General features: G+C 59.9%; 22 protein-coding genes and 7 tRNA genes. 9 read left to right on the forward strand and 20 right to left on the reverse strand.

What is annotated here, in order from left to right; all coding sequences use genetic code 11:
* Positions 1 to 49 precede the first annotated feature (49 nt).
* The 6 genes from ACTG2U_RS08780 to ACTG2U_RS08805 all read right to left on the reverse strand — a co-directional run bounded on the left by ACTG2U_RS08780 (position 50) and on the right by ACTG2U_RS08805 (position 8,345).
* Entirely contained in the window at positions 50 to 979 is a 930-nt protein-coding gene (locus ACTG2U_RS08780; RefSeq protein WP_252657177.1) for an ROK family protein, read from the reverse strand.
* A gap of 111 nt (positions 980 to 1,090) precedes the next feature.
* Positions 1,091 to 2,158: a uroporphyrinogen decarboxylase gene (hemE, locus tag ACTG2U_RS08785; RefSeq protein ID WP_252657178.1), complete on the reverse strand. Its 1,068-nt coding sequence runs from the start codon at positions 2,156 to 2,158 to the stop codon at positions 1,091 to 1,093.
* A gap of 182 nt (positions 2,159 to 2,340) precedes the next feature.
* Complete coding sequence (gene nudC, locus ACTG2U_RS08790; RefSeq protein ID WP_252657179.1) at positions 2,341 to 3,120, reverse strand: NAD(+) diphosphatase; 780 nt, start codon at positions 3,118 to 3,120, stop codon at positions 2,341 to 2,343.
* Positions 3,121 to 3,341: 221 nt separating this feature from the next.
* Positions 3,342 to 6,506 carry a bifunctional proline dehydrogenase/L-glutamate gamma-semialdehyde dehydrogenase PutA gene (gene putA / locus ACTG2U_RS08795; protein ID WP_439974366.1) on the reverse strand — a complete coding sequence of 1,055 codons (3,165 nt, stop codon included), beginning with the start codon at positions 6,504 to 6,506 and terminating at the stop codon, positions 3,342 to 3,344.
* Positions 6,507 to 6,840: 334 nt separating this feature from the next.
* Positions 6,841 to 7,446, reverse strand: a complete 606-nt coding sequence (locus tag ACTG2U_RS08800) for a TIGR04211 family SH3 domain-containing protein (RefSeq protein WP_439974367.1) — start codon at positions 7,444 to 7,446, stop codon at positions 6,841 to 6,843.
* Between the two features lie 146 nt (positions 7,447 to 7,592).
* Positions 7,593 to 8,345 carry a potassium channel family protein gene (locus tag ACTG2U_RS08805; RefSeq protein ID WP_005354446.1) on the reverse strand — a complete coding sequence of 251 codons (753 nt, stop codon included), beginning with the start codon at positions 8,343 to 8,345 and terminating at the stop codon, positions 7,593 to 7,595.
* A gap of 101 nt (positions 8,346 to 8,446) precedes the next feature.
* On the opposite strand from ACTG2U_RS08805, the gene ACTG2U_RS08810 reads away from it, so the two are divergent.
* Complete coding sequence (locus ACTG2U_RS08810) at positions 8,447 to 9,697, forward strand: methyl-accepting chemotaxis protein (protein WP_005362726.1); 1,251 nt, start codon at positions 8,447 to 8,449, stop codon at positions 9,695 to 9,697.
* A 144-nt stretch (positions 9,698 to 9,841) separates the two neighbouring features.
* Here the strand turns inward: ACTG2U_RS08810 and gltX are convergent, their stop codons facing one another.
* A complete protein-coding gene (gene gltX, locus ACTG2U_RS08815; RefSeq protein WP_439974368.1) occupies positions 9,842 to 11,257 on the reverse strand; it encodes a glutamate--tRNA ligase in 1,416 nt (471 codons plus the stop codon).
* Positions 11,258 to 11,531: 274 nt separating this feature from the next.
* Here gltX and ACTG2U_RS08820 point away from each other — a divergent pair, with 274 nt between their 5' ends.
* From ACTG2U_RS08820 to ACTG2U_RS08830, 3 genes are all read left to right on the forward strand, one after another.
* Complete coding sequence (locus tag ACTG2U_RS08820; RefSeq protein ID WP_236356733.1) at positions 11,532 to 13,634, forward strand: methyl-accepting chemotaxis protein; 2,103 nt, start codon at positions 11,532 to 11,534, stop codon at positions 13,632 to 13,634.
* A 99-nt stretch (positions 13,635 to 13,733) separates the two neighbouring features.
* Positions 13,734 to 14,402: a LysM-like peptidoglycan-binding domain-containing protein gene (locus ACTG2U_RS08825; protein WP_103250429.1), complete on the forward strand. Its 669-nt coding sequence runs from the start codon at positions 13,734 to 13,736 to the stop codon at positions 14,400 to 14,402.
* A 274-nt stretch (positions 14,403 to 14,676) separates the two neighbouring features.
* On the forward strand, positions 14,677 to 14,886 hold the full coding sequence (locus ACTG2U_RS08830) for a cold-shock protein (RefSeq protein ID WP_005338972.1): 210 nt from the start codon (positions 14,677 to 14,679) through the stop codon (positions 14,884 to 14,886).
* A 231-nt stretch (positions 14,887 to 15,117) separates the two neighbouring features.
* Here ACTG2U_RS08830 and ACTG2U_RS08835 read toward each other — a convergent pair.
* The 8 genes from ACTG2U_RS08835 to orn all read right to left on the reverse strand — a co-directional run bounded on the left by ACTG2U_RS08835 (position 15,118) and on the right by orn (position 16,540).
* A tRNA-Gly gene (locus tag ACTG2U_RS08835) sits at positions 15,118 to 15,193 on the reverse strand.
* Positions 15,194 to 15,217: 24 nt separating this feature from the next.
* Positions 15,218 to 15,293 (reverse strand) — tRNA-Gly (locus ACTG2U_RS08840).
* 24 nt (positions 15,294 to 15,317) lie between these two features.
* Positions 15,318 to 15,393: transfer RNA gene (locus ACTG2U_RS08845), tRNA-Gly, on the reverse strand.
* Positions 15,394 to 15,417: 24 nt separating this feature from the next.
* Positions 15,418 to 15,493 (reverse strand) — tRNA-Gly (locus tag ACTG2U_RS08850).
* A 25-nt stretch (positions 15,494 to 15,518) separates the two neighbouring features.
* Positions 15,519 to 15,594, reverse strand: a tRNA-Gly gene (locus tag ACTG2U_RS08855).
* Positions 15,595 to 15,627: 33 nt separating this feature from the next.
* Positions 15,628 to 15,703, reverse strand: a tRNA-Gly gene (locus ACTG2U_RS08860).
* A 37-nt stretch (positions 15,704 to 15,740) separates the two neighbouring features.
* Positions 15,741 to 15,816: transfer RNA gene (locus ACTG2U_RS08865), tRNA-Gly, on the reverse strand.
* 178 nt (positions 15,817 to 15,994) lie between these two features.
* Positions 15,995 to 16,540 (reverse strand): oligoribonuclease, encoded by a 546-nt coding sequence (gene orn, locus ACTG2U_RS08870; RefSeq protein WP_111900716.1) that lies wholly within the window; start codon positions 16,538 to 16,540, stop codon positions 15,995 to 15,997.
* A gap of 91 nt (positions 16,541 to 16,631) precedes the next feature.
* Here orn and rsgA point away from each other — a divergent pair, with 91 nt between their 5' ends.
* Genes rsgA through ACTG2U_RS08895 form a run of 5 tightly spaced genes read left to right on the forward strand, consistent with a single transcriptional unit; the run spans position 16,632 to position 19,466 of the window.
* Positions 16,632 to 17,666: a small ribosomal subunit biogenesis GTPase RsgA gene (gene rsgA, locus ACTG2U_RS08875; protein ID WP_205125261.1), complete on the forward strand. Its 1,035-nt coding sequence runs from the start codon at positions 16,632 to 16,634 to the stop codon at positions 17,664 to 17,666.
* A 28-nt stretch (positions 17,667 to 17,694) separates the two neighbouring features.
* Positions 17,695 to 18,567, forward strand: a complete 873-nt coding sequence (gene asd / locus ACTG2U_RS08880; RefSeq protein WP_439974369.1) for an archaetidylserine decarboxylase — start codon at positions 17,695 to 17,697, stop codon at positions 18,565 to 18,567.
* On the forward strand, positions 18,564 to 18,833 hold the full coding sequence (locus ACTG2U_RS08885; protein WP_005338981.1) for a VF530 family DNA-binding protein: 270 nt from the start codon (positions 18,564 to 18,566) through the stop codon (positions 18,831 to 18,833). The genes asd and ACTG2U_RS08885 overlap by 4 nt, the downstream gene beginning before the upstream one ends.
* Positions 18,823 to 19,074 carry a DUF2960 domain-containing protein gene (locus ACTG2U_RS08890; protein WP_005338984.1) on the forward strand — a complete coding sequence of 84 codons (252 nt, stop codon included), beginning with the start codon at positions 18,823 to 18,825 and terminating at the stop codon, positions 19,072 to 19,074. Before ACTG2U_RS08885 ends, ACTG2U_RS08890 begins: the two co-directional genes overlap by 11 nt.
* A 2-nt stretch (positions 19,075 to 19,076) precedes the next feature.
* On the forward strand, positions 19,077 to 19,466 hold the full coding sequence (locus ACTG2U_RS08895; protein ID WP_439974370.1) for a hypothetical protein: 390 nt from the start codon (positions 19,077 to 19,079) through the stop codon (positions 19,464 to 19,466).
* 85 nt (positions 19,467 to 19,551) lie between these two features.
* Here the strand turns inward: ACTG2U_RS08895 and ACTG2U_RS08900 are convergent, their stop codons facing one another.
* The 5 genes from ACTG2U_RS08900 to gpt form a co-directional block, all read right to left on the reverse strand.
* Complete coding sequence (locus tag ACTG2U_RS08900) at positions 19,552 to 20,841, reverse strand: glutamate-5-semialdehyde dehydrogenase (RefSeq protein WP_439975117.1); 1,290 nt, start codon at positions 20,839 to 20,841, stop codon at positions 19,552 to 19,554.
* Positions 20,841 to 21,944 (reverse strand): glutamate 5-kinase, encoded by a 1,104-nt coding sequence (gene proB / locus ACTG2U_RS08905; RefSeq protein ID WP_201973445.1) that lies wholly within the window; start codon positions 21,942 to 21,944, stop codon positions 20,841 to 20,843. Before proB ends, ACTG2U_RS08900 begins: the two co-directional genes overlap by 1 nt.
* 179 nt (positions 21,945 to 22,123) lie before the next feature.
* Positions 22,124 to 22,516, reverse strand: coding sequence for a sigma factor-binding protein Crl (gene crl / locus ACTG2U_RS08910; protein ID WP_005339003.1), 393 nt, complete (start codon positions 22,514 to 22,516; stop codon positions 22,124 to 22,126).
* Between the two features lie 62 nt (positions 22,517 to 22,578).
* Positions 22,579 to 23,847, reverse strand: a complete 1,269-nt coding sequence (gene frsA / locus ACTG2U_RS08915; RefSeq protein ID WP_005349360.1) for an esterase FrsA — start codon at positions 23,845 to 23,847, stop codon at positions 22,579 to 22,581.
* A 172-nt stretch (positions 23,848 to 24,019) separates the two neighbouring features.
* Positions 24,020 to 24,487 (reverse strand): xanthine phosphoribosyltransferase, encoded by a 468-nt coding sequence (gene gpt / locus ACTG2U_RS08920; protein WP_005339007.1) that lies wholly within the window; start codon positions 24,485 to 24,487, stop codon positions 24,020 to 24,022.
* Positions 24,488 to 25,310: the final 823 nt, after the last annotated feature.

The raw sequence follows: 25,310 nt of genomic DNA on the forward strand, positions 1-25,310 counted from the left end.
TTCCTTGAACCAGCAACAGGGCGGCGCACCGGCCGCCCGGGAGCCCCGGCTACGACAGCAGGGCCTCCTTGAATTCACCGCGGGCCAGCAGTGCGGCCCCGAATACCCCGGCACTGTCGCCAAGGGCAGGAGCAATAATGGGGGCTCTGAAGCGGGGATTAAAGAGGAAGGGCAAAATTGTCTGCCGTCCGGCGCTGTAAAGGCTCTGCACATTGCCCACCCCGCCACCGATGACGATCACATCCGGGTCGAGAATATTGACCACATTGGCCAGCGCCTGACCAAACAGCAGATGCAGCCGATCGATGGTGAGCTTGGCCACATGATCGTGAGCCGTGGCGGCCGCGATTTGGGCGAGCGAGAGGCGGCGCTTGGCCTTGGCCTCGTACCAAGCCTCCAGCGCCGGACCGCTGATCAGGGTCTCGACGCAGCCACACTTGCCGCAGTAGCACTCAGGGCCATCAGGGGAAAGCACGTTGTGGCCCCACTCACCGGCGATGCCGTGGTGACCGTTGAGGATCTGGCCGTTGATGACGATGCCGGAGCCGACCCCGGTGCCCATGATGATGCCGAACACCACTTTCGCATCGGGATGGTGCTGGCGCACTGCACCGAGATGGGTTTCTGCCAGCGCAAAGCAGTTGGCGTCGTTGGCGATCAGCACCGGCACGCCCAGCTTGCGCTCCAGATCCTCCTTGAACGGCTTGCCGTTGAGCTCGGTGGTATTGCAGTTCTTCATCAGGCCGGTCTGCGGATCCCGCGCCCCCGGCGTGCCCATGCCGATGACGGTCGGGCGCTGGCCAATCTTCTCGGCACACTCAGCTACCAGCTTGGCGATCTGGCCGATCATATGGTCATAACCGCCGGCCCGCTCGGTGGGGATGCGGTGGCGCAGCAGCACCTCGTCGCCATCCAGCACCACGCATTCACACTTGGTACCGCCAAGATCGATACCCCAATCCAGTGACTTGCTGCTCATCTTGCCTCCTGCACGGCCGCAACGCTCTCGTCATCGCGGCGCCTTTTTCAATGTAAAACGGGGCCTGACGGCCCCGGATTTCAAACACACTCTTCTTCTCTCGCCCCAGCCTTAGCGACTGTGATACTGGGCAGAGAGCTCGTGCACCGCGTCGACGAACACACCTGCATGCTCCGGGTTCACATCCTGATGGATGCCGTGGCCGAGGTTGAATACGTGACCATTGCCGTGACCGAAACCGGCCAGAATGGAGGCGACCTCTTCACGGATGCGAGCCGGAGTGGCGTAGAGCATGGAGGGATCCATGTTGCCCTGCAGCGCAACCTTGTCACCGACCCGGCGCTTGGCATCGGCGATGTCGGTGGTCCAGTCCAGACCCAGCGCATCGCAACCGGTAGCGGCGATCTGCTCCAGCCACTGACCGCCGTTCTTGGTGAACAGGGTGACCGGCACGCGGCGACCGTCGTGCTCGCGGATCAGGCCATCGACAATCTTGTGCATGTACTGCAGGGAGAAGTCGCGGTAATCGCGCGGGGTGAGCACGCCGCCCCAGGTGTCGAACACCATGACAGCCTGCGCACCCGCCTTGATCTGGGCGTTGAGGTAAGCAATCACGCTGTCGGCCAGCTTGTCGAGCAGCAGGTGCAGGGTTTGCGGCTCCGCGTACATCATCTGCTTGATCTTGGTGAACGCCTTGGAGCTGCCCCCCTCCACCATGTAGGTGGCCAGGGTCCATGGGCTGCCGGAGAAGCCGATGAGCGGCACTTCACCCTTCAGCTCGCGGCGGATGGTGCGCACCGCGTTCATCACGTAGCCCAGCTCATCTTCCGGATCCGGAATGGGCAGCGCCTGCACGTCGGCCATGGAGGTGATCGGGCGCTCGAAGCGCGGGCCTTCGCCCTGCTCGAAGTAGAGACCCAGCCCCATGGCATCAGGCACGGTGAGGATGTCGGAGAAGAGGATGGCGGCATCGAGCGGGTAGCGGCGCAGCGGCTGCAGGGTGACTTCACAGGCCAGTTCGGCGTTGCGGCACAGAGACATGAAATCCCCCGCCTTGGCGCGAGTCGCCTTGTATTCCGGCAGATAACGGCCAGCCTGGCGCATCATCCATACCGGGGTCATATCCACGTCCTGACGCAGCAAAGCGCGCAGGTATCGATCGTTCTTCAGCTCTTTCATCCCAGTTCCTGAGTTCGTATCACGCATAAAATGGCGGCCATAATACCACTTTGCCCACCGGATCGGACTGCCCAAAACGTGGCAAATGGACGCGCGGTTGCAAAGATGTGAAGGGGCGCAAACCTGACCGCCCCGCTTGTAACAAGAAGTGCAAAAAGATTGGCGAAAAGATAAGCGCCTCGTTACCCCTCGCCAGCCAGTGACAACTCGATCAGCCGCCGGGCAATGGTGCCGTGGGGCGGCAAACGCGGCAGCCGGTCGGCGGCAAAGAAATCGGCGGCCACCAGTTCGTCATCTTGCACCCGGATTTCGCCGCTCTCGTAGTCGGCGGTAAAGCCCATCATCAGGCTGTGGGGGAAGGGCCAGGGCTGGCTCGCCACATAGCGCACATTGCGCACCCGGATGCCGCTCTCCTCGAACACCTCCCGCGCCACGCACTGCTCGAGATTCTCCCCCGCCTCCACAAACCCGGCCAGCACGGTATACATAGGATCGTCCGCCTGATAGTGACGGCGATGGGCCGCCAAGAGGATCTCCGGCCCCTTGCGCACCGCCACGATAATGCAGGGTGAAATGCGCGGATAGGCCGTGTGGCCGTGGTGGCACACCTGCGCCCACTCCCCCGCCTTCGGGGTCATGGGGGCGCCGCACTCGCCGCAGAAGCAGTGGGTACGCCGAAAGGTGACGAGCTGCCAGGCGCGGCCAGCGAGACGAAACCCCTCTTCATCCCCCGCCACCATCAGCTGGCGCAGCGGGCTCATAGCGCTCGTGTCGGCCTCATCACCCAGATCGAGCAGATAGCAGGGCAGCCCCTGCCGCTCATCAAAACGCTCGAAAGGGGCGTCAGCCAGCGCTGCGGGCAGGCACGCTTTACTTCCTTGTGGCACCTCTCCCTGCTGATCGAGCAGTACCAGATGATCGCCCCCCAGCACGAACCAGCGGGCTTGTTCGGTTAATGACATCAGATAAACACTCTCGTTAAAACAAAACCTTGGCTACGGCTGGCCGAGCAAGGGGCAAACGCCACGCGAATGGCTCCCATCTTACGACCAGCACGGGTCGCTGACGACCCCACCGTGGCCGATTGTCCCATTCGTAAAAAACGGATGATGTAAATAAAGAGGCCGCCCGAAGGCGGCCCGCTGTTATCCGGTATCCCGTATCCGGCCTCTATCGACGCGGATCAGGCATCGCCCATCGCCAGCAGGGAGGCGTTGCCCCCCACCGCCGTGGTGTTGATGGTGCGGGTCTTCTCGGTAACGAAGCGGCTCAGGTAGTGGGGACCACCCGCCTTGGGGCCGGTGCCGGAGAGCCCCTGCCCGCCGAACGGCTGCACCCCGACCATGGCGCCGATCTGGTTGCGGTTGATGTAGATGTTACCGACGTTGATGCGGCTCGCCAGCTCTTCGGCGTGGGATTCGTTGCGGCTGTGGATCCCGAGCGTCAGGCCGTAGCCGGTGCCGTTGATGTCGCTGATCACCTTGTCCAGATCCCGGGTGGCGTAGCGCACCACGTGCAGGATGGGGCCGAACTGCTCCTTCACCAGCTCGCGGATGGAGCCGATCTCCAGCGCGGTCGGCTGGACGAAGTGTCCCTCCATGGTCGCGGCGGGCATCGGCGCCTGCGCAATCAGGCGAGCACGCGGGATCATGTAGGCGAGGTGAGCATCGAGACCGGCCTTGGCATCAGCATCGATAACCGGGCCGACGTCGGTGTTGTGCTCGGCCGGGTTGCCCACTTTCAGCTCCTGCATGGCGCCGGTGAGGATCTCCAGCACCCGATCGGCGATCTCCTCCTGCAGGTAGAGCACCCGCAGGGCCGAGCAGCGTTGACCGGCGCTCTGGAAGGCGGCGCTCACCACATCGCGTACCACCTGCTCCGGCAGGGCGGTGGAGTCGACGATCATGGCGTTCTGGCCGCCGGTCTCGGCGATGAGCGGCAAGATGGCGCCATCGCGCTGGGCCAGGGTCATGTTGATCAGCTTGGCGGTCTCGGTGGAGCCGGTGAAGCAGACGCCGCCGATGCGCGAGTCCGCAGTCAGCTTGGCGCCGACGGTAGCACCATCACCGGGCAGCAGTTGCAGCACGTCGCCCGGAATACCGGCCTGATGGGCCAGTGTCACCGCCAGATGGGCGATAAGGCCGGTCTGCTCCGCCGGTTTGGCGATAACGGTATTGCCGGTGGCCAGCGCCGCGGCGATTTGGCCGAGGAAAATCGCCAGCGGAAAGTTCCACGGGCTGATGCAGACAAACACCCCACGCCCCTGCAGGAACAGCTCGTTCTGCTCGCCGGTGTAACCAGGCAGCAGGGTCGCCAGCCCCATCAGGCTGCGGGCCTGCACCGCGTAGTAGCGGCAGAAATCCACCGCTTCACGCACCTCGTCGATGCCATCTTGCAGCAGCTTGCCCGCCTCGCGGGTACAGAGGGAGACAAACTGCTCGCGGTTCGCTTCCAGCAGATCCGCCAGCTTCTCCAGCGCGGCAGCACGCTCGCTCACCGGGGTTTCACGCCAGCGCGGGAAGGCAGCGTGGGCAGATGCCAAGGCCTGCTCCACCGCCTGCTCGTCGGCCCAGTGGATCTTGCCGACGGTGAGGCTCACATCCTGCGGGCTCAGCACGGTGCGCGCCTCGCTGCGCTTGAGGGTCTCGCCATCGACGATGGGGCCTGCCAGCCACTGCTTGCTCTCCAGCTCTTTCAAGCGGGCGAAGAAGGGGCGCTGGATGGAGAGGATGTTCATGTTGACGCCGCTGGAGTTCTTGCGGTCGGTGAAGAGGTTCACCGGCTGCGGAATGCGGTCGTTGGCAAAGCCGGAGTAGCGCTTGAGGGTGCGCAGCGGATGCTCGGCCAGCGAATCCACCGGGGTGTTGGGGTCCACCAGCTTGTGAACGAAGGAGGTGTTGGCCCCGTTCTCCAGCAGGCGGCGCACCAGATAGGGCAGTAGATCCTTGTGCGCGCCGACCGGCGCATAGATGCGGCAGTGCAGGCCGGGATTGTCGTTTAGCACGGCGTTGTGCAGCTCCTCCCCCATACCGTGCAGGCGCTGGAATTCAAACTGGCGATCGCCAGCCATCTCCAGAATGCTGACCACAGTATTGGCGTTGTGGGTGGCGAACTGGGGAGCGATAAAGCCGCGAGTCGGCTCGCTCAGCAGGTAGCGGGCGCAGGCGAGGTAGGAGATATCGGTACCCGCCTTGCGGGTAAACAGCGGGTAGCCGGGCAGGCCCGCCTGCTGGGCATATTTCAGTTCGCTGTCCCAGTAGGCGCCTTTTACCAAGCGAACCGGAATGAGGTCACCCTGCTCGCGGGCCAGTGCGGTGAGCCAGCAGAGTACCGGCAGGGCGCGCTTGGAGTAGGCCTGCACCACCATGCCGAGTTTGCCCCAGCCACGGTTGGCGTCGGAGCGATAGAGCTGCTCGAACAAGTCCAGCGACAGCTCGAGGCGGTCCATCTCCTCGGCATCGATACTGATGGCCACATCCTTGTCGCGGGCCAGTCGTACCAGTCCCACCAGCCGCTCGCACATCTCGCCAAGCACCCGTTCGCGGTTGGCCACGTCATAGCGTGGATGGAGTGCCGAGAGCTTGATGGAGATGGAGGGGGCCGGGCCGCCGTCGCTGATCCGCTCGTTGCCCACCGCCTCGATGGCGTTGCGGTAATCGGTCAGATACTTGTCGGCATCCTGCATGGTCAGTGCTGATTCACCCAGCATGTCGTAGGTGTGGGTGTAGCCCAGCTCGCGGGATTTGCGGCTCGCCTTGAGTGCCTCCTTCATGTCGCGCCCCAGCACGAACTGCTTGCCCATGATCTTCATGGCGGCGTACATGGCAGAGCGCACCACCGGCTCCCCCAGCTTGTTGACCATGCGCCCCAGCAGGTTGGCCGGGTTGCCGTCGAGCTTTTTGTCGAGCTTGATAATCTTGCCGGTCAGCATCAGCCCCCAGGTGGAGGCGTTGACCAGAGTGGAGTCGCTCTTGCGGAAATGGGATGACCAGTTGGCGCCGGAGAGCTTGTCCTTGATCAGGGCATCGGCGGTCTCGGCATCGGGAATGCGCAGCAGCGCCTCGGCCAGACACATCAGGATGATCCCCTCCTGGGTATCGAGGCTGTACTCCTGCAGGAAGGCGTCGATACCGTCACCGGAGCCGCTCTCCTTGCGCACCTTGGTCACCAGAGTACGGGCACGCTGGGTCACCTGCTCCAGCGAGGCGCCATCCCCCGGCAGCATGGCCGACAGTTCGGCCAGATAGGCATTTTCATCCACCACGTAGTTCTGGGTGATGGCTTCGCGCAGGGCGGCCAGATCAGAGGGGATATAGTCAGCGGCAAGCACTTGAGTAGCTTTGAACATATGGGGTCTTCCTGTACGCCCTAGGGCTGATATCGACAAAGGCGGACGCGCCGCCGAAACGCCGATAATGTATACAATGTTGCACCTTATATGAAATTAATTTGTTGCCACTCTTTAACAAAGATCGCTCATTCCCCCCATGAATTCCATTTTGAAGCCAATACGCCAGCAAGCGTGAGGGTCATCTGACTTCATTTTGTATACGATCTGCCACCGCCCGCCCTGTCGCAAAGCAACCACGCATTCCGCCCAATACCGGATGTCCCCAATGCGCCCCAAAAAAAGAAGGGCCGCCACGGCGACCCTTCTCAGCAATTCATTCAGCCAGAGGCTGTCAGTTCATCCAGCGATCGCCACGGCTGCGACGACGAGGCAGCATGGGCAGCAGGATACCAAGCAGGATACCGGCACCCACCATGGCACCACCACGGATAAACCAGTCCATCTGCATGTCGTGCTCCTGGTTGTCGTAGCTTTGGGTCAGGGCATCATTCTGCTCTTTGAGATTGCTCATCTCCTCACCCTGACTGACCAGCTGAGCCTTGAGAGCGGCGATCTCCTTGCTCTGGGCAGCGATCTGGCCATCCTTCTCGGTGAAGCGTTTCTCGTTGTCACCGTTAAGGTTCTGCAGGCGATCTTTAAGCTCATCGCGCTCTTTTTCCACCTGGGGCAGACGCTCGCGCAGGCTGATCTGGCTCTGCAGTTCGCTGTTCTTGATCCACCCCTCGCGGCCACGACCGTCCACCACCTGGGTGAAACCGGCCTCGCTGTTCACCGCCTTTACCTCCAGCGGTTCACCAGCCTTGACGCTGCCAAGGATCCGGTACTGGGTACCCGGGCCATTGTGGATATAGGTAAAGATGTTGTCTGAAACATAACGGGTATCGGCCAGTGTCTGTTGGGCACACAAGCAGATCAAAATCCCGAGAAGGGCGCGCATGGTCGATCGATTCTCTTTTTCAGGTTTGGACAAGAGGTTGAATGTTAAGCCGCCAGCAGGTTAAAGGACAAGCAAAGAAAAAGCACCTCCCCCGGGATAATACGCGCAGAGTTGCGAGTCACCTCGCAACTTGCCCGTCTGCGGCCTCACTTGTTTTTCAGCTCCTGCACCTCGCTGCGCAGGGCGCGGATCTCCCGCAGCAGCTCCTCTTGCTGGTTGTTGTAGTGATGACGCCACTTGTCGGTCTCGCCATCCCCTTTGTTGGGCTGCAAAAACAGGCTGGCCATGAAACCGCTTATGGCACCGAACAGACCGACCCCGAACAGGATCAGCAGGCTGGCGACAAACCGCCCCTCCTCGGTCTTGGGCACCAGATCGCCGTAACCCACTGTCGAGAGGGTCACCAGCGTCCACCAGAACGCGTCATAGGGTGTCTCAATCTGGCTGCCGGGCTGGCCTGACTCAATCCAGTACATGACGCCGGAGCCCACCCCCAGCAGCAGGAAGAACAGAAACAGGATGCCCGAGAGGGTGGTCTCGTTGCGCTCGCGACGGAACATAGCCCAGAGATCCGGGTGTTCCTTAAACAGCTGATAGACCCGCCACAGCTGGATCAACCGCGCCCAGCGCAACTGCTCCGCCATCGGCAGGCTACCCGGCAGATAGATCCAGTTGGCCTTGAAATAGGCCTTGCGATCGGAGGCCCGGATCCAGCCATAAGCAAAGTGCGCGAGGAAGAAGTAGCAGATCAGGCTGTCGAGGTCATAGAAGAGCTGCAGGGTCTGTGGTGTCAGGCTCTCATGGCCCCACCAGCGGGCCGTCACCAGCACAACCGAGATTATCGACAGAAATGCCATCAGCAGATCCATCGCCCGCAGATGAGTTAAGTGATGTCGCATACATTTTCCAACTTTAAGCACAGTGCAAATTAATAAAAGAGAAGATAATGCCGATAGTCCTGAGGGCAAAGGAAAAAACGGCTTTTAAAAGGAGAATGACAATGCAGCTGAACCTGCTGGAGAAAAGAATGAGCAACATCCGGTTGGTACCCAAAGTGGTGCTGCTGATGGTGTTCAGTACCCTCCTGCTACTGACAAAACTCTGGTTTGACGCCAACAATCTGGAAGCGACCCTGCTCAGCGAAGGGCTCGATCCCGCCAAGGCGGATGCGATCTCCAATCGCCTGCTCTGGACCGGTCTGATGGAGACCGCCATCATGGGGCTGCTGTTCGTGATCCTGCTGCTCACCGGCTCCCGCCTGATGGTCAAGCAGGTGCACTATCTGGTGGGCCTGCTGGAACGCTTCGCCAAGCGGGACCTCAGCCACAAGGTACTGCTCAAGTCTCGTGACGAATTCGGTGACATCGCCAAGGCGGTCTCCCACTCGCAAGAGAATCTCAAAGAGGTGTTTGGCAATCAGCGCGCTGCCTGCAAGGAGCTCAACGACATCGCCTCCCAGGTGACCCTTTGCATGGAAGAGGCCAACGAAGCGATCAACGAAGAGTTCACCCAGATCGAACAGCTGGCCAGCGCCATGAGCCAGATGGTCGGCGCCATTCGCGAAGTGGCCGCCCATGCGGATCAGGCCTCTCACGCCACCGCCGAAACCAGCCAGCTGGCGGAAGAGGGGAGCCGCTGCGTCGCCGACACCGTCAGCACCATCGACACCCTCTCCGGCAACATCCAACGCTCCGCCACCGTGGTCAACGAGGTGGAGCAGGGGGTCGAGCGCATTGGCTCGGTAGTCGACACCATTCGCGGCATCTCGGAACAGACCAACCTGCTGGCACTTAACGCGGCCATCGAGGCGGCCCGCGCCGGTGAAGCGGGTCGCGGCTTTGCCGTGGTGGCCTCCGAAGTTCGCGAGCTGGCCAACCGGGCTCAGGCCGCCACCGTCGAGATCCAGAAGATGATCGAACAGCTGCAGGGCAATGCCCATCAGGCTGGCGAGCTGATGGCCCAAAGCGTACAGCAGGCCGACAAGGGGGTGGAACAGGTGACCCAGGCCGGTACCCAGCTCGCCACCATAGTGCAGCGGGTACAGGGTGTCGCCGACATGAACCGCCACATCGCCGCCGCCTCCGAGCAGCAGAGCTCGGTCGCCGAAGAGATGCGCGGCAATCTGGAGCAGGTCAAGCAGATCGCCGAAGGCTCCGTCGTGGTGCTGCGTGAACTGCAAGAGGCCTCCGAGCTGGTCGAGCAGCACAGCAAGGAGCTCGACAGCCAGATCCAGTCTTTCAAGCTCGCGTGACCGCTTTCCTCGGTCGGGCATGACCGCCATTATGCCTAGCCGCCTCTCTGACCATAAAAAAATCCGAAACCTGTGGTTTCGGATTTTTGCTATTCAGCATGTGGCAGAGCGGAGTTATCCCCTCGCCTGCCATATCGGCAGCACTTACTCGGCAGCCATGCGGGCTTCGATGTAAGCCAGTGCGCGGTCGATACGAGCAAGTACGCGCTCTTTGCCGACCAGCGCCATCACGGCATCGATGGCGGGGGATTGGCCCAGACCGGTGACGGCCACACGCAGCGGCATACCAACCTTGCCCATACCCTGACCCAGTTCGGCGGCGGTCGCTTCAATCAGTTCGTGCAGCGCTTCGGTGGTCCAGCTATCCAGTGCAGCCAGCTTGGTTTTGGCCAAGGTGAGCGGCTCGGCAGCGACGCCACGCAGGTGCTTCTTGGCGGCCGCCTCGTCAATCGCCTCAAAATCTTCGAACAGATAGCGGCTCTGGGCAGCCATCTCAACCAGGGTGTTGCAGCGCTCGGCCAGCAGGGTGACTACCTCGGCCAGAGCCGGGCCATTGCTGGTGTCGATCTTCTGGTTTTCCATGTGCCATGCCAGATGCTTGGCCACATAAGCCGGATCCAGGCTGCGCATGTAGTGGTTGTTCAGCCACAGCAGCTTGTCGGTGTTGAAGGCAGAAGCGGACTTGGAGATGGCATCCAGGCTGAACAGCTTGATCATCTCTTCCAGGGTGAAGATCTCCTGATCGCCGTGGGACCAGCCCAGACGTACCAGATAGTTCAGCAGCGCTTCCGGCAGGTAGCCGTCGTCGCGGTACTGCATCACGGAGACAGCACCGTGGCGCTTGGAGAGTTTGGCGCCGTCGTCACCCAGGATCATGGAGACGTGGGCAAATTCCGGCACCGGCGCGTTCAGCGCCTTGTAGATGTTGATCTGGCGCGGGGTGTTGTTGATGTGGTCTTCACCACGCACCACGTGGGTGATCTCCATATCCCAGTCATCGACCACTACGCAGAAGTTGTAGGTCGGCGCACCGTCGGTACGGCGGATGATCAGATCGTCTAGCTCGGTGTTGGCGAACTCGATGCGGCCACGGACGTGGTCATCGAACACCACGGAACCTTCGGTCGGGTTGCGGAAGCGGATCACGTGCGGCGCATCGGCAGGGTGATCGTGGGCGTGGTCGCGGCACTTGCCGTCATAACGGGGCTTCTCGCCGTTGGCCATTTGGCCTTCACGCAGCGCTTCCAGACGCTCTTTGGAGCAGTAGCACTTGTAGGCGCGGCCATCGGCCAGCATCTCGTCGATCAGACCGTTGTAGCGATCGAAGCGCTTGGTCTGGTAGTAGGGGCCCTCATCCCAGTTCAGCTCCAGCCATTCCATGCCCTCAATGATGGCGTCGATCGCCTCCTGAGTGGAACGTTCCAGATCGGTATCCTCAATACGCAGCACGAACTCACCGCCCTGGTTCTTTGCAAACAACCAGGAATAGAGTGCGGTACGGGCACCGCCGACATGCAAAAAGCCGGTCGGGCTGGGAGCAAAACGGGTTTTGACTTTCATCTTTAAGCCTTGTGTAGAGGGCCTTGGGCCAATTCGTTAGAAAAAACCGTCGCATTTTAGCACCGACAATCACGGATGGGAAAACCATGACGCCATGGCGGGCTAAAGTAGGGGATTAAATCTGTCGCCATTTGCATCTGTAGCCCGATATTTGAAGAGGATCGCAAAACAGAAGCCCCGTTTCCGATTTGCTATGCACAATGCTGGAGAGCTGCCTCCTCCGGTCGATACCCAAATAACGCTCACCACACTTCTCACGAACAAGGAAGAGACGATGCAGTTCCGTTCTATCCAGAATCGCATTCTAGTGATGGCCGGGATCGCCATGACCGCAGCCCTGGTCATCCTGATCCTGCTCAACCAATACTCCGGCCAACAGACCCAACAACTCACCATCAGCTCCAGCCGTGAAGCGCTGCAGCAGGAGGCATGGCAGAAGGTCAGCGCCAATGCCCGCGCCGAGGCGGCAACCATCACCCAGCTGCTGCAAAAAGGGCTCTCCTACACCCAGCAGATGGCCAGCGCCCTCGCCCTGCAACAACAGGGCAAACTGCCGCTGGATCGCCAGCAGGCCACCGACCTGCTCAAGGCACAATTGGCGTTGGAGCCCCAGCTCTATGGCGCCTTTGCCGGCTTCGAGCCCAACGGTTTCGACGGTCAGGATGCCAGCTTTGCTGGCCAGAGTGCGCTGGGCAGTGATGACAAGGGGCGCTTCGTGCCCTACTTCTATCGCGACAAGGATCAAATCGGCACCGATCTGCTGCTCTCCATCGAAAAAACCGACCCGGACGAATTCGGCAATCCCGCCAACGACTACTACGCCTGCCCGAAACGGGAAGGACGCTCTTGTCTGATCGATCCCTTCAAGGTGGATATCAACGGTCAGCAGGTGCTGGTGAGCACCATCACCACCCCCATCATGGTGAATGGCCAGTTCCGCGGCATCGCAGCCCTCGATCTGGCGGTGGATTCCATCAGCCGTCAGGCCAAGAGCCTCAACAGCAATATCTATGACGGCAAGGGCGAAACCCTGATCGTCAGCGCAGCCGGTGTCATCACCGGCACCAGCGGCGATGCCAGCCTGCTCGGCAGCAGCGCAAGTAAGGTGCTGGGCAACCAGTGGCAGCAGTACCTGAAACCGGAAGTTCAGCGTCAGGAGCTGGACGAGTCATTCCGTATTTCCGTCCCCATCATGGTGCCGGGAATGAGCCGCAACTGGGCCATCATCGTCACCCTGCCCTACAAGGTGGTACTGGCGGGGGCCGATCAGCTGGAGAGCCAGCTGAGCGACATGAACCAGGCAGCCATGACCCAGCAATTGGTGGGCGCCGTTATCGTACTGGTGCTGGCGCTGGCCACCATGCTGGTGATTGCCCGCAGCATCACTGGTCCCATCCGCCAGATGGTCAGCCTGGTGGATGACATCGCCGATGGTGAAGGGGATCTCACCAAGCGCCTCGCAACCCGCTCGGTGGACGAGCTGGGGGATCTCGCCAAGGGGATCAACCGCTTTATCGACAAGCTGCAAGGGCTGCTCGGGGATGTGCTCAAGACTGCCAGCGAGGTGAACCGTTATGCCGGTGACACAGACCGCATCGCCGGTCAGACCGACAACAACCTGCAGCACCATCAGGCGGAGATGGAGCAGATGCTGACCGCGGTGCAGGAGATGTCCTACGTCAGTCAGGAGGTCGCGACCCACGCCAACAATACCGCCGACTCGGCCAAACAGGCGCAAGGCGCAGCCGATCAGGGCAAGGAGCGCTTCCAGCAGGTGATCCAGTCGATGCACAAGGTCGCAGCAGAAGCCGGTAAAGGGGCAGAAGTGGTGGAAGGGCTGGCTCACGACAGCGCACAGATCACCAGCATCCTCACCGTCATTCAGGGGATTGCCGACCAGACCAACCTGCTGGCCCTCAACGCCGCCATCGAGGCTGCCCGGGCTGGCGAACAGGGCCGCGGCTTTGCGGTGGTGGCCGACGAGGTGCGCAAACTGGCGGGCAATACCCAGCAGGCGGTGCAGAATACCCAGGAGTTGATAGAGAAGATCCGCCTCAGCTCCACCAATGCAGTCAACGCCATCACCCAGAGCCAGCAGCTGACCCATCAGGCGGTGGGCGAGGCGGATCTGGCGGAAGAGGCGCTCGGCAGCATCTACCAGGCCATCTCCACCATCAACGACATGACCTATCAGATCGCCTCCGCCGCCGAAGAGCAGAGCTCGGTCTCAGAAACCGTCTCCGGCAACCTGTCAAAAACCAACGCACTGGCCAACGACATTGCTCAGGATGCGACCGAAACGGCCAAAGCCAGTCAGGCTTTGCGTCAGGCTGCCGACAAATTGCAGCAATTATTGGGTCAATTTCGTCTCAGCTGATAATTTTCCGCATCAGGACTCTCCCCCTCGGGGGCGAGTCCGTTTACCATAGGCGACGAATTTGCCTGATGGCAGGCAATGTAGTGAGAGGTAAATGCCGTGCCCACCCCGGACCGTCGCCCACGAGGCCATAACAGACGAGCCCAGCAGCGTCGCCAAGACGAATCACAAGGATCCCTGCTCCATCGCATCAATGCCGCGACCCTGTCCCTGCGCCAACGTTTTGGCCAAGGGATGAGCAACCTCGGCCAACGCCGCCAGGATGCCAAAGCAGGCAAATTCAAGCTGTCCAGCCCGCTGCCCCGCAAAAACACCATAGGTCTGCTGATCCTGATCCCGCTCTGGTTGCTGGTACTGGCCTGGGAGCCGGCACCATCCGCTCCCAAAGCAGCCCCTTCCGGCTCGCTGGAAGTGCCGCTGGCCGTACCTGCTCAAGCTCTAACTGTCGGTAATGGCGCGGCAGGCAGTGCCCCCGCGGCAGCCAAGCCGGTCGAAGAGAAGGTCAACGGTACCTGGCTGCAACACGATGTGCAGGCGGGTGAGACCCTCTACTCCATCTGGCGTAAATTCGAGTTGCCGGGTGCCGAGCTGAGCCGCCTGATCGCCATCGAGGGACCGGATCGCCCCCTGACCCGCCTGCAATCTGGCCGTTCTATCTTCATCCTGGTGGACGACACCCGCCGCATCCAGCGGGTGGAGATCCGCTCCTACGGTCAGGCGGTTTATCGCTACGACCGGCAGGGTGAAGGGTTCGCCCTCAAGGAATAACAAAAACGGGAGGCGCTGGCCTCCCGTTTTTTTCAGTCAAATATCTTCAAATAAGCTACTGACTTCACAATATTTTTAGCTTGTTCAAAAAACGAAAGGGGTCAAATTGACAAGGATCGGCGCTAACGTACAATCGTTTGTGCTTTAGACAGGGATTGTTCTGCGTGCTACTGGGACAAAGAGACGTGGTCAGTCATGAGCCAACCCCTGCTTGCAAGGCAAATGCAGCCCAGCACGGGCTTAGTTTAATTTTGTTATTGATAGGATTTAGCACATGTCTGACATTCGCACCGGCCAGGTAAAATGGTTCAACGAAACCAAGGGTTTTGGCTTTATTGAACAATCCCAGGGTCCGGACGTATTCGTTCACTTCTCCTCCATCCAGAGCACCGGTTTCAAAACCCTGGCTGAAGGTCAAAAAGTCCAGTTCACTGTGACCCAGGGCAAAAAAGGCCCTCAGGCTGAGAACGTTACTCTGGTCTAAGCCCGCGCCAGTGAATCATGCAGGAGGAGCCAAGGCCCCTCCTCTTTTTTGTCCGCCATTCTCGCCTCCCACCACCTGTCACAACCGCTTGCCTCGATCAGCCCACAGAGTCCCCCCCCTGTTTGCAGAAGGCGGCAGAGACACGCTGAGTAAACGCCAGATACGACAAAGCATCGCAGCGCGATGTAATGGGCAATTTCTAAGATGAATTAGTGTAATTCGGAGAGAGATTGGAGCGGGAAACGAGACTCGAACTCGCGACCCCGACCTTGGCAAGGTCGTGCTCTACCAACTGAGCTATTCCCGCAACAGAATGTCATTTACAAGTGATTGGAGCGGGAAACGAGACTCGAACTCGCGACCCCGACCTTGGCAAGGTCGTGCTCTACCAACTGAGCTATTCCCGCAACGGAATGTCACTTACAAATGTTTGGAGCGGGAAACGAGACTCGAACTCGCGACCCCGACCTTGGCAAGGTCGTGCTCTACCAACTGAGCTATTCCCGCAACAGAATGTCATCTGCAAGTGATTGGAGCGGGAAACGAGACTCGAACTCGCGACCCCGACCTTGGCAAGGTCGTGCTCTACCAACTGAGCTATTCCCGCATCGGAATATCACTTACAAATTTTTTGGAGCGGGAAACGAGACTCGAACTCGCGACCCCGACCTTGGCAAGGTCGTGCTCTACCAACTGAGCTATTCCCGCAACAATTTGGTTGTCTTGAGGCTGGCTGATGATTGGAGCGGGAAACGAGACTCGAACTCGCGACCCCGACCTTGGCAAGGTCGTGCTCTACCAACTGAGCTATTCCCGCATCGGGCTGGTTTGCACCAGTATCATCATCAGATTTTTGGAGCGGGAAACGAGACTCGAACTCGCGACCCCGACCTTGGCAAGGTCGTGCTCTACCAACTGAGCTATTCCCGCAACTACCTTAAAACAGGCCGTACAGCATTTGGTTGCTTGCGCTACTGTACGGGAGCCGAATTATAAGAGCAGTCATTCCAATTGCAAGGGCTTTTTTGTCTGGTTGCGCGCGTTCGCTCAAAAGCTGGCCGAACTGTCGATTTTAGCAGCCAGCGCATGACAAACCCTTGCCGGGGAATCAGATCTTGAAGACGTGGCTGCGATAGAACTGCAGCTCGGCGATGGATTCGCGGATATCGTCCAGCGCCTGGTGGGTGCCGCTCTTCTTGAACTGATCCAGCAGTTCCGGCTGCCAGCGGCGTACCAACTCCTTGATGGTGCTGACGTCGACATTGCGGTAGTGGAAGAAGGCTTCCAGCTCGGCCATGTGCTTGACCATGAAGCGGCGATCCTGACCGATGCTGTTGCCGCACAGCGGGCTGGTGCGCTCCGGCACCCACTGGCGAATAAACGCGAGGGTCTCGGCAATGGCTTTCGCCTCGTCGTGCTGACTCGCCTTGACCCGGGCCACCAGACCGCTCTTGGTATGGGTGTTGACGTTCCAGTCGTCCATCTTGGCCAGCTCTTCATCACTCTGATGAATGGCGATGACCGGCCCTTCGGCCAGTACGTTCAGATCCTTGTCGGTGACTATGGTGGCAATCTCCAGTACCACGTTCTCTTCGGGGTCGAGACCCGTCATCTCCATGTCGATCCATACCAGGTTCTGCGCGCTGACTGTCATGATTGCTCTCTCTATTGGGAGGAATGGCGGAATTTTGCCAATTTGCATGTATCATACTGGCTTTGGATCTGTTCATAAACTGGCGAATCGAGTGGCAAAGAAAGCAAAACTCAATCTGGGTCAACAAAGGCGCGTCCAGGCCAACCGCGAACGGCGGCTGCAAAAAGATCACACCACAGTGGTGGATGACACCCTGTTTGGCCCCGCCATCGAAGGGGTGGTGATCAGCCGTTTTGGTCAGCACGCAGACGTGGAAGCGGTCGATGGCACCATCCACCGCAGCAACCTGCGGCGCAGCAGCATCAGCAGTCTGGTCTGTGGCGACAAGGTGGTGTGGCGTCCCGGCCTCAATGCCGCGACAGCGGGCGTCATCGAGGCGGTGCATCCGCGCCACTCGGTACTGACCCGGCCGGACTTCTACGACGGGGTCAAACCCATCGCCGCCAACATCGACCAGATCATCATCGTCTCGGCGGTGATGCCCGAGTTCTCCACCAACATCGTCGACCGCTACCTGGTGGCCGCCGAGGATGTGGAGATCCGCCCCCTCATCGTGCTGAACAAGGTCGATATGCTGGATGATGCCGCCAGAGCGCGCATCGAAAGCCAGCTCGAAACCTATCGCAAGCTCGGCTACGAGGTGTTGCTGGTGAGCTGTGAGAGCGGCGAAGGGCTCGATGAGCTGAAAGCCGCCCTGACCGACAAGATCAGCATCTTCGTTGGCCAGTCCGGAGTGGGCAAGTCGTCGCTCACCAACTCCCTGATGCCGGGGCTGGATGTGCTCACCGGTGAGATCTCCGAGAACTCGGGGCTCGGCCAGCACACCACCACCACGGCGCGGCTCTACCACTTCCCGAGCGGTGGCGATCTCATCGACTCCCCCGGGATCCGCGAGTTCGCCCTCTGGCATCTGGAGGCCGACCGCATCACCTGGTGCTTCGTTGAGTTTCGAGACTACCTGGGTGGCTGCAAGTTCCGCGACTGTACCCACAAGGACGATCCCGGCTGTGCCCTGCGCGCCGCGGTCGACGCGGGCGCCATCAGCGCCGATCGCTTCCACAACTATCACCGCATCCTGGAAACCATGCAGGAAGCCCGTCACGGTCGCCAGCAAGCGCGCCTGTGACCCTAATAAACCTACGTTGATGATGAACATGAGCATTACTGACAACCTGAAAATTGCCGGTCAATACTGTCTGCCCAAGCACGCCCTCTCCCGTCTGATCGGCAAGTTTGCCGCCGCCGAAGCGGGCAACATCACCACCAGGGTGATCGAGGCTTTTATCAAGCAGTATCAGGTCGACATGAGCGAGGCGCTGCACGAGAGTCCGGCCCACTATAAGAGCTTCAACGAGTTCTTCACCCGCGAGCTCAAGCCCGGTATCCGCCCCCTGGTAGAAGATGCCATGACCCTGGCGCTGCCGGTCGATGGCACCGTCAGCCAGCTCGGCCCCATCCAGCAAGGTCGCATCATTCAGGCCAAGGGCCACGACTACAGCGCTCGCGAGCTGCTGGGCGGCTATGAGGATCTGGTGGCGCCGTTCAAGGATGGCGACTTCGCCACCATCTATCTGGCGCCCAAGGATTACCACCGCATCCACATGCCGCTGGACGGCGTGCTGGAGAGCATGGTGTTCGTGCCGGGGGATCTCTTCTCCGTCAACCCGCTCACCGCCGAGAACGTGCCCAACCTGTTTGCCCGCAACGAGCGGGTGGTGGCAACCTTCCGCACCCCGCACGGCCCCATGGCGCTGGTGCTGGTCGGTGCCACTATCGTGGCCAGCATCGAGACCATCTGGGCCGGCAGTATTGCGCCGACCAAAGAGAAGAAGGTGGTGCGCTGGGACTACAGCGGCGACGAGGCCATTACCCTGCAGAAAGGCGCCGAAATGGGCCTGTTCAAGCTGGGCAGCACCGTGGTCTGCCTGTTTGGCCCGGGTATGCTGGCCGGTTTCGAACCTCACTTGGCCAACGGTGTCACCACCCGCATGGGTCAGCCCTTTGCCAAGCTGGCGGAGCAGGCATGAGCGAGCAACCGAACGCCTCGCAGAAGAACAACCCGCTGCACGGGCTGACGCTGGAAGCCATCGTCACCGCGCTGGTCGAATACTACGGCTGGGAAGAGCTGGGGCAGCAGATCAATATCCGCTGCTTCACCGATAATCCCAGCATCAAGTCCAGCCTGAAGTTCTTGCGCAAGACCCCCTGGGCTCGGGAGAAGGTCGAAAGCCTCTACCTCTACGTCCAGCGCAAGCAAGCCAAATCGAAGAAGGAAGGGCAAGATGGCCTTTAAGATTACCTACACCTATAAAAAACAGGCCAAAGAGATCGGCTACGCGAACGACAAGTTCCGCAGCATCTACGACGCCATCGCAGCTGCCGAAGGGCTGGATCTCACCAGTTTTCACGCCATGGAGGCCCAGCTGGCTCAGGTTTGTCGCCGCGACAAGAAAAGCGTGAAGGATTATCAGGAGAACTACTTCAAAGAGTTGGGATTCTCCAACATCGTCATCGAACGGGATCTTCAGGAGTAACCATGCGCACCTTGACCCTGATGGCCGCCTCTCTGCTGCTGGCGGCATGCAGTACACCGGAACAACATCTGGTGGGCGGCGATCACGACAGCCACGGCTGTATCGGCAGTGCGGGCTATCAGTGGTCAGCGCTGACTGGCAAATGTGTGCGCCTGTTTGAAGAGGGTATCCGGCTCAATCCGACCGATGCCAGCCAGACCAGCAGCGCCTTCGTGATGTTCAATGCCGACCAGACGCAGGCCGAATTGCATCTGCCAAGCGGCGAGCAGCACCTGCTGACCCGTCAAGGTGCGGAGGGTAACTGGTCGTGGCAGGGCAGCGGCTACACCCTCTTTATCTGGAAGGGTTATGTGCTCAAGCACGGTGACAAGGCGCTCTATCACGGGGAATAACCCGATCACCTGATATCTTCGCGATATCCACCAAATAAAATGCCGACCCAAGAGTCGGCATTTTTGTATCTGACACAACCGGTTATCAGGCGCGGCTGAGGTAATCGGCCTGCCCTACCCACTTGTAGCTGGTGAGCTCGGTCAACCCCATGGGGCCACGGGCATGCAGCATCTGGGTCGAGACCGCCACTTCAGCGCCCAGACCAAACTGGCCACCATCGGTGAAACGGGTCGAGGCGTTGACATAGACAGCCGCCGAACCGGCGCCATTGACGAAACGCTCGGCGTTGGCCAGATCGTTGGTCAGGATGGCATCGGAGTGGCCGGCGTTGTGCTCGCGCATATGGGCCAGCGCCTCGTTCACATCCGCCACTAACTTGACCCCCAGGGTCAGCCCGAGCCACTCGGTATCGAAATCCTCCGGCCCCGCCTCGCACAGATTGTCGGCACCCGCCAACTGCGTCATGGCGTTGGGCGCGGCCACCAGCGTCACCTTGCGCTCGTTCATCAGCGTCACCAGGTGCGACAGGAAAGCCGAAGCGACTTTCTCGTGTACCAGCAGGGTATCGAGGGCATTGCAGGCGGAGGGGCGTTGCACCTTGGCGTTGTCGATGACCGCCAGAGAGCGCACCAGATCGGCACTCTCGTCGACGAAAATATGGCTGATACCGAACCCGCCGATGATGACCGGGATGGAGCTGTTCTCCTTGCACATCTTGTGCAGGCCCGCGCCACCACGGGGGATGATCATGTCCACATAGCGGTCTAGGCGCAGCAACTCGCCGACCAGCGCCCGATCCGGGTTGTCGATGTACTGCACCGCCGCCTCGGGCAGACCGGAGGCCGCCAAGGCATGCTGGATCACCCGCACCAGCTCCAGATTGGAGTGGAAGGTCTCGCGCCCGCCGCGGAGTATGCTGGCGTTGCCGGTCTTGAGGCAGAGGCTGGCGATGTCGATGGTGACGTTCGGGCGCGCCTCGTAGATGACACCGATAACCCCGATGGGCACCCGACGACGAGAGAGCCGCAGGCCATTTTCCAGCACCCGGCTATCCATTTCGGCACCGACCGGATCATCCAGCGTGATCACCTTGCGCACATCCGCCACAATCCCGGCCAGCCGGGCCGGATTGAGCAGCAGGCGATCCAGCATGGCTTCTGACAGGCCCGCCTCACGGCCGGCGGCGATATCTTTCGCGTTGGCAGCGAGGATCTGTTCACTGCGCGCCTCCAGCTCGTCGGCGATGGCGGCCAGCGCCCGGTTCTTCTGCGCCGTGCTGATGGTGGCCAGCTGATAGGCGGCTTCACGGGCCGCCAGCCCCATTTTCTCCAGACTCATCTCGGTTCCCTTTTGTTCATGCCGTGCCGCCCTGATTAGAGCAGCACCATATCGTCTCGATGGATGGCTACTGAACCATATCCATAGCCTAGTACCTGCTCAATCTGATCCGAGTGGACGCCGCGCAGCTTATCCAGCTCCAGATGGTCGTAACGGCAGATGCCGCGGGCCAGTTCGGCGCCTTTGGGATCAAGAATGCGCACCACATCGCCCCGAATAAAATCGCCCCTGACCGCGACGATCCCCTTGGGCAGCAGGCTGGAGCCTTTATCCTTCATGGCGGCCACTGCGCCCTGATCCACATGCACTTCGCCGTGAGGAGGTGGGCCTGCCAGGATCCAGCTCTTGCGTCCTTCCAATGGGGACGCCAGCGCCGGGAACAGGGTACCAATACGCTCGCCCTTGGCGAGACGGCCGATCACCTCCGGCATCTGGCCGGTCGCGATCACCACGTTGACGCCAGCTCGACGGGCCACATCGGCGGCCTGCAGCTTGGTAGCCATGCCGCCGGTGCCAAGGCCGCTGACACTGTCACCCGCCAACGAGCGCAGGGTATCGTCGATGGTCTGCACCTCTTCAATGAGCTGGGCATCGGGATTGGTACGCGGATCGGCGGTAAACAGCCCCTTCTGGTCAGTCAGCAGGATCAGCAGATCCGCATCCGCCAGAATGGCGGCCCGTGCGGAGAGGTTGTCGTTGTCGCCCACCTTGATCTCGGCGGTCGCCACAGCGTCGTTTTCGTTGATGACCGGAATAATGCGGTGATCGAGCAGGGTGCGCATGGTATCGCGGGCGTTGAGGTAGCGCTCCCGATCTTCCAGATCGGCGCGGGTCAGCAGCATCTGGCCGATATGCAGACCGTAGAGGTTGAACAGATCCTGCCATACCCGAATAAGCTGGGTCTGACCAACCGCAGCCAGCATCTGCTTGTTGGGCAGGGTTGGCGCCAGTGGCGGGTGACCCAGATGTTCACGCCCGGCGGCGATAGCCCCTGATGTGACGACCACGACCCGATGGCCGTGACGGTGCAAGGCCGCACACTGTCTGACCAGCTCGACCATATGGGCACGATTGAGCTGGGAAGACCCCCCTGTGAGCACGCTGGTGCCCAACTTGACGACTATGGTTCTGTTTTCCATGGGAGCATAAAGGCTAAAAAGTAAGGAATATCTTTATACCCACGGCCATGGAGCCCTGCAAGGCAATTAACGCCGGGGCGAGGAGATGAAGCAAAAGCCCGGATGATTGCGGTCGGAAGGGGAGATGGCTGACTGATGGCCCGGCAAACAGCGGGATGCTGCTCGCCGGGCATCAGGGATCAAGCGGCGGTCACGGTCAACTCATTGGTGACCTGATCCGCTGGCGCTAACTGACACTCCAGAGCCGTCAGTTTGTCGCTGATGAGCTTGTAGAAACGGTTGAGGGTCCGCTCCACTTCGACCTGGTGCTTCTTGGGGATCGGCTTGTCCAGCCACTCACCATCAGCATTGTAGAAACCGAGCTGATAGTGGTAACGGAAATGGTGATCGTCCTGCTCCAGCACCAGCCACCAGCCCCAGAACTCCCGCTTGTCCGGCGCCGGCTTGGCGCTGACACAGACCGACAGGCAGTCGAAACGATAACGCCCCTCTTCGCAGAGATCTTCGCGCAAATAGGGGCCAATGGCAGCAAACTGCCTCAGCAGTCGCTTGTAGGTCACTCTTTCAGACATGTTAACCTCCCTGTTAAACAAGCCGCGCCACCTCGGGATGGCGTCAGTTCTTTAGCGCAATGTCAGGTACACAAATGCTGTTTCAGCCACTCGACGATTTCGTCCAGCGCCTTGTCATACACCTCCAACAAAGGCTGCTTGTCGAATACGATGGCCTTGCCGTTACGACTGGCCGCCGCCAATGCCCGTACATCCTGCTCGGGACAAATAAAATCTCGCTTGTGTCCAATACTCAATATCGGCACTGAGGTGCGAGTCCCCAGTAATCCTTGTGTTTTAAGTGAAAAAACCTGGCACTTGGTGCGCATGCCGTCCCACTGCGCCGCATCAGCCCCCAACCGGTTGGCCAGACTATCCCGCATCATGCGCGGGCACTTGGCAAACAGCTCCTGATTGGTAAACACCTGATTGACCCCGGCGCCGACACAAACCACGGTGCGCAGCTTGAACGGCTCGATAAAGGCCAGTCTGGCTGCGATATTGCCCGCCAGACGCATCCCCACCATGGCGATACGCTGATGATCGACCCAGGCCACTTCGGAGAGGTAATGGAGCACCGCCTGATGGAGACGGCTGGTATCCTGCACCAGCGGCCAATGCTCGGCATAGCCAACCCCGGGCATATCGAGGGAGAGCATGCCGATACCGTTGGGCTCGAGCCGTTTGAGATAGAAGTTGAGGAAATCGAGCTGCAGGGAGTCGATCCCGCCGCTGATGATCACCAGCGGCACCGGTTTTTCGGTCGTCGGCAGGTGGAGATAACCCTGAATATGCTTGCCGCGAAAAGGCACCTGGATCTCTTTGAGCGGCACCTTGAACAGGCGACCCGCCTCGCGATAGGCCATGTTACCGAGCAGCTGGGCCTGATCCGCCAGCTCGTCATCCTTGAGATGGGGATAGCTGGCGATGGAGTAGTAGCGCACCGCCTTGAGCAGCTGTTTCAAGGCGCCAGAAGGATCACCCTTCTCGCGCAGTTCGCGGCCCTGCTTGAAATAGTTGCCAGCCACCTGGCTCCACTCGTAGATCCAGTTGCCGGGCACATAGCCCTTGATGGTATCGAGATAGCAATCGTGGGTACGCTCGCCGGTCGCCATGGCGATGCGGGCCAGGGTCTGCTCCACTTCGATGGGATCTGCCCCCTGCCAGGTCCAGGAGGGGCGACGCAGCAAGCGATACCAGCTCTTTGACATGGAGCCGTCGATAAACATCTCGTCTGACTCGGCTTGCGCCAGATCAGCCGCACTGGAGTTGGAGATCTCGGATGTTTCCAATACCTTCTTGACGCGGGTAAAGAGCTGTTCGGTCAGGTTTAGGTCTTCGTTCAAGTCCAAGATAGTATCCCATTCATATCAGGCAATAGCTCATCTTAACCACTTTTACTGCCCATCAGCCACCCTGCAACAGATTGATACACAAAAAAACAGGGCTCCAAATTGGAGCCCTGTGAAACCATTATTGCCGGTTGCGACCAATGGACGCAGCGAGCGTCACATCCCGACCCTGTTACTTTTCGTCGCAGATCGGTGTGGCGAACTCCAGTGCCATATCCCATGGCTGTTCGATCCAGGTATCCTGCGGGATCGCCACTTCGAAATCGTCCAGCAGCGCTTCGCCCATCGGCTTGGCGAAAATCGCGATGAACTTGGCTTTCGGGTAGAGCTCGCGGATCGCCTTGGCGGTAGTGCCGGTATCCACCAGATCTTCCACCACCAGCCAGCCTTCGCCGTCACCGGCGGTGGTGGCAGCCTTCACGACCACCAGCTCGCGCTGGCTGTCATGGTCATAGCTGGAGATGCAGAGGGTTTCCACATTACGAATGCCAAGTTCACGGGCCATCAGGGCTGCGGGCACCAGGCCACCACGGCTGACCGCGATGATACCTTTCCACTGGCTGACAGGCAGCTGACGACGGGCCAGACGGCGAGCTTCACGTTGCAGGTTGTCCCACGACACATAGAACTTTTTCGGCATGTTATCGATCTCGAATAGTTATTTAAAAACAATTACTTAAAATAACAACATCCGCAATTATCCCTGCGGATGCCAGTAAATGGCGGCCCTTGCCCGACTGAATTCAGATTGCACTTCGGCTGCCTCAGGGCTAAGCCTCGGCAGCAAATCTGATAACAATGGAAGCAAGATGGGCTTATCCGGCGATCGGTTAGATGATGTGTCCAAACCGCGGACAGGCTGTTGGGCCGATATGATAGCACCGTTTGCAGAGAAAATGCCTGGCAAACGTATGCCAAAAACAGGAAAAATCGGCATCACCCTCTCCATTCGGCAAATATAGAGCGCCAAACGACTAACCTGCCGTCCCTGCTGCCGAGTCCAGATGGGCTGTGCGGCAAATCGCAGATAAAAAAATAGCAGGGGGAGGATTTACCTCACGCACCTGCTGCTTTCTCGCCTCTGCCTGGTTGGGCAGCTCGTCTTAGCGACGAGTGACGAAGGGATTAGGGTAGCTGAAACCCTGGGTATACAAAGAGGGGGCAAACCAATAGGTTGAGTTGCTGCCTGGCATATTGAAACTCCTGATTGCTTAACAAGTTACGTACCTTTAATGCGGGCTCAAATCCTTGAACGAACACTCGGTTCCATGGAGGCGCACTTGCTTTGCTTCGGTTCCCTGGAGGCTTTCATCGTCATCCTGACGGGTGGCGAACCACGGGAGCTAATTTACCAGTCGGTGCGTTAAATTCAATATTTTTGTGAGATCGGTCACACATTTTCTTTTCTATCGGTCAGCGTCGTCCGAACCTGACGATCGTACTGCCTGGTTGCCATCAGCCAG

This window comes from Aeromonas sp. 95A (assembly GCF_051919235.1).
GTDB classification, from domain to species: domain Bacteria; phylum Pseudomonadota; class Gammaproteobacteria; order Enterobacterales; family Aeromonadaceae; genus Aeromonas; species Aeromonas veronii.

Coding starts and splice junctions, on each gene's coding strand:
- putA (WP_439974366.1), bottom strand. CDS start 6,506: ATGTTCAAAGCTACTCAAGTGCTTGCCGCTGACTATATCCCCTCTGAT.
- gpt (WP_005339007.1), bottom strand. CDS start 24,487: ATGCCGAAAAAGTTCTATGTGTCGTGGGACAACCTGCAACGTGAAGCT.
- ACTG2U_RS08805 (WP_005354446.1), bottom strand. CDS start 8,345: ATGCGACATCACTTAACTCATCTGCGGGCGATGGATCTGCTGATGGCA.
- ACTG2U_RS08780 (WP_252657177.1), bottom strand. CDS start 979: ATGAGCAGCAAGTCACTGGATTGGGGTATCGATCTTGGCGGTACCAAG.
- ACTG2U_RS08895 (WP_439974370.1), top strand. CDS start 19,077: ATGCGCACCTTGACCCTGATGGCCGCCTCTCTGCTGCTGGCGGCATGC.
- ACTG2U_RS08820 (WP_236356733.1), top strand. CDS start 11,532: ATGCAGTTCCGTTCTATCCAGAATCGCATTCTAGTGATGGCCGGGATC.
- hemE (WP_252657178.1), bottom strand. CDS start 2,158: ATGAAAGAGCTGAAGAACGATCGATACCTGCGCGCTTTGCTGCGTCAG.
- ACTG2U_RS08800 (WP_439974367.1), bottom strand. CDS start 7,446: ATGCGCGCCCTTCTCGGGATTTTGATCTGCTTGTGTGCCCAACAGACA.
- asd (WP_439974369.1), top strand. CDS start 17,695: ATGAGCATTACTGACAACCTGAAAATTGCCGGTCAATACTGTCTGCCC.
- gltX (WP_439974368.1), bottom strand. CDS start 11,257: ATGAAAGTCAAAACCCGTTTTGCTCCCAGCCCGACCGGCTTTTTGCAT.
- proB (WP_201973445.1), bottom strand. CDS start 21,944: ATGGAAAACAGAACCATAGTCGTCAAGTTGGGCACCAGCGTGCTCACA.
- nudC (WP_252657179.1), bottom strand. CDS start 3,120: ATGTCATTAACCGAACAAGCCCGCTGGTTCGTGCTGGGGGGCGATCAT.
- orn (WP_111900716.1), bottom strand. CDS start 16,540: ATGACAGTCAGCGCGCAGAACCTGGTATGGATCGACATGGAGATGACG.
- ACTG2U_RS08890 (WP_005338984.1), top strand. CDS start 18,823: ATGGCCTTTAAGATTACCTACACCTATAAAAAACAGGCCAAAGAGATC.
- crl (WP_005339003.1), bottom strand. CDS start 22,516: ATGTCTGAAAGAGTGACCTACAAGCGACTGCTGAGGCAGTTTGCTGCC.
- ACTG2U_RS08885 (WP_005338981.1), top strand. CDS start 18,564: ATGAGCGAGCAACCGAACGCCTCGCAGAAGAACAACCCGCTGCACGGG.
- ACTG2U_RS08810 (WP_005362726.1), top strand. CDS start 8,447: ATGCAGCTGAACCTGCTGGAGAAAAGAATGAGCAACATCCGGTTGGTA.
- ACTG2U_RS08830 (WP_005338972.1), top strand. CDS start 14,677: ATGTCTGACATTCGCACCGGCCAGGTAAAATGGTTCAACGAAACCAAG.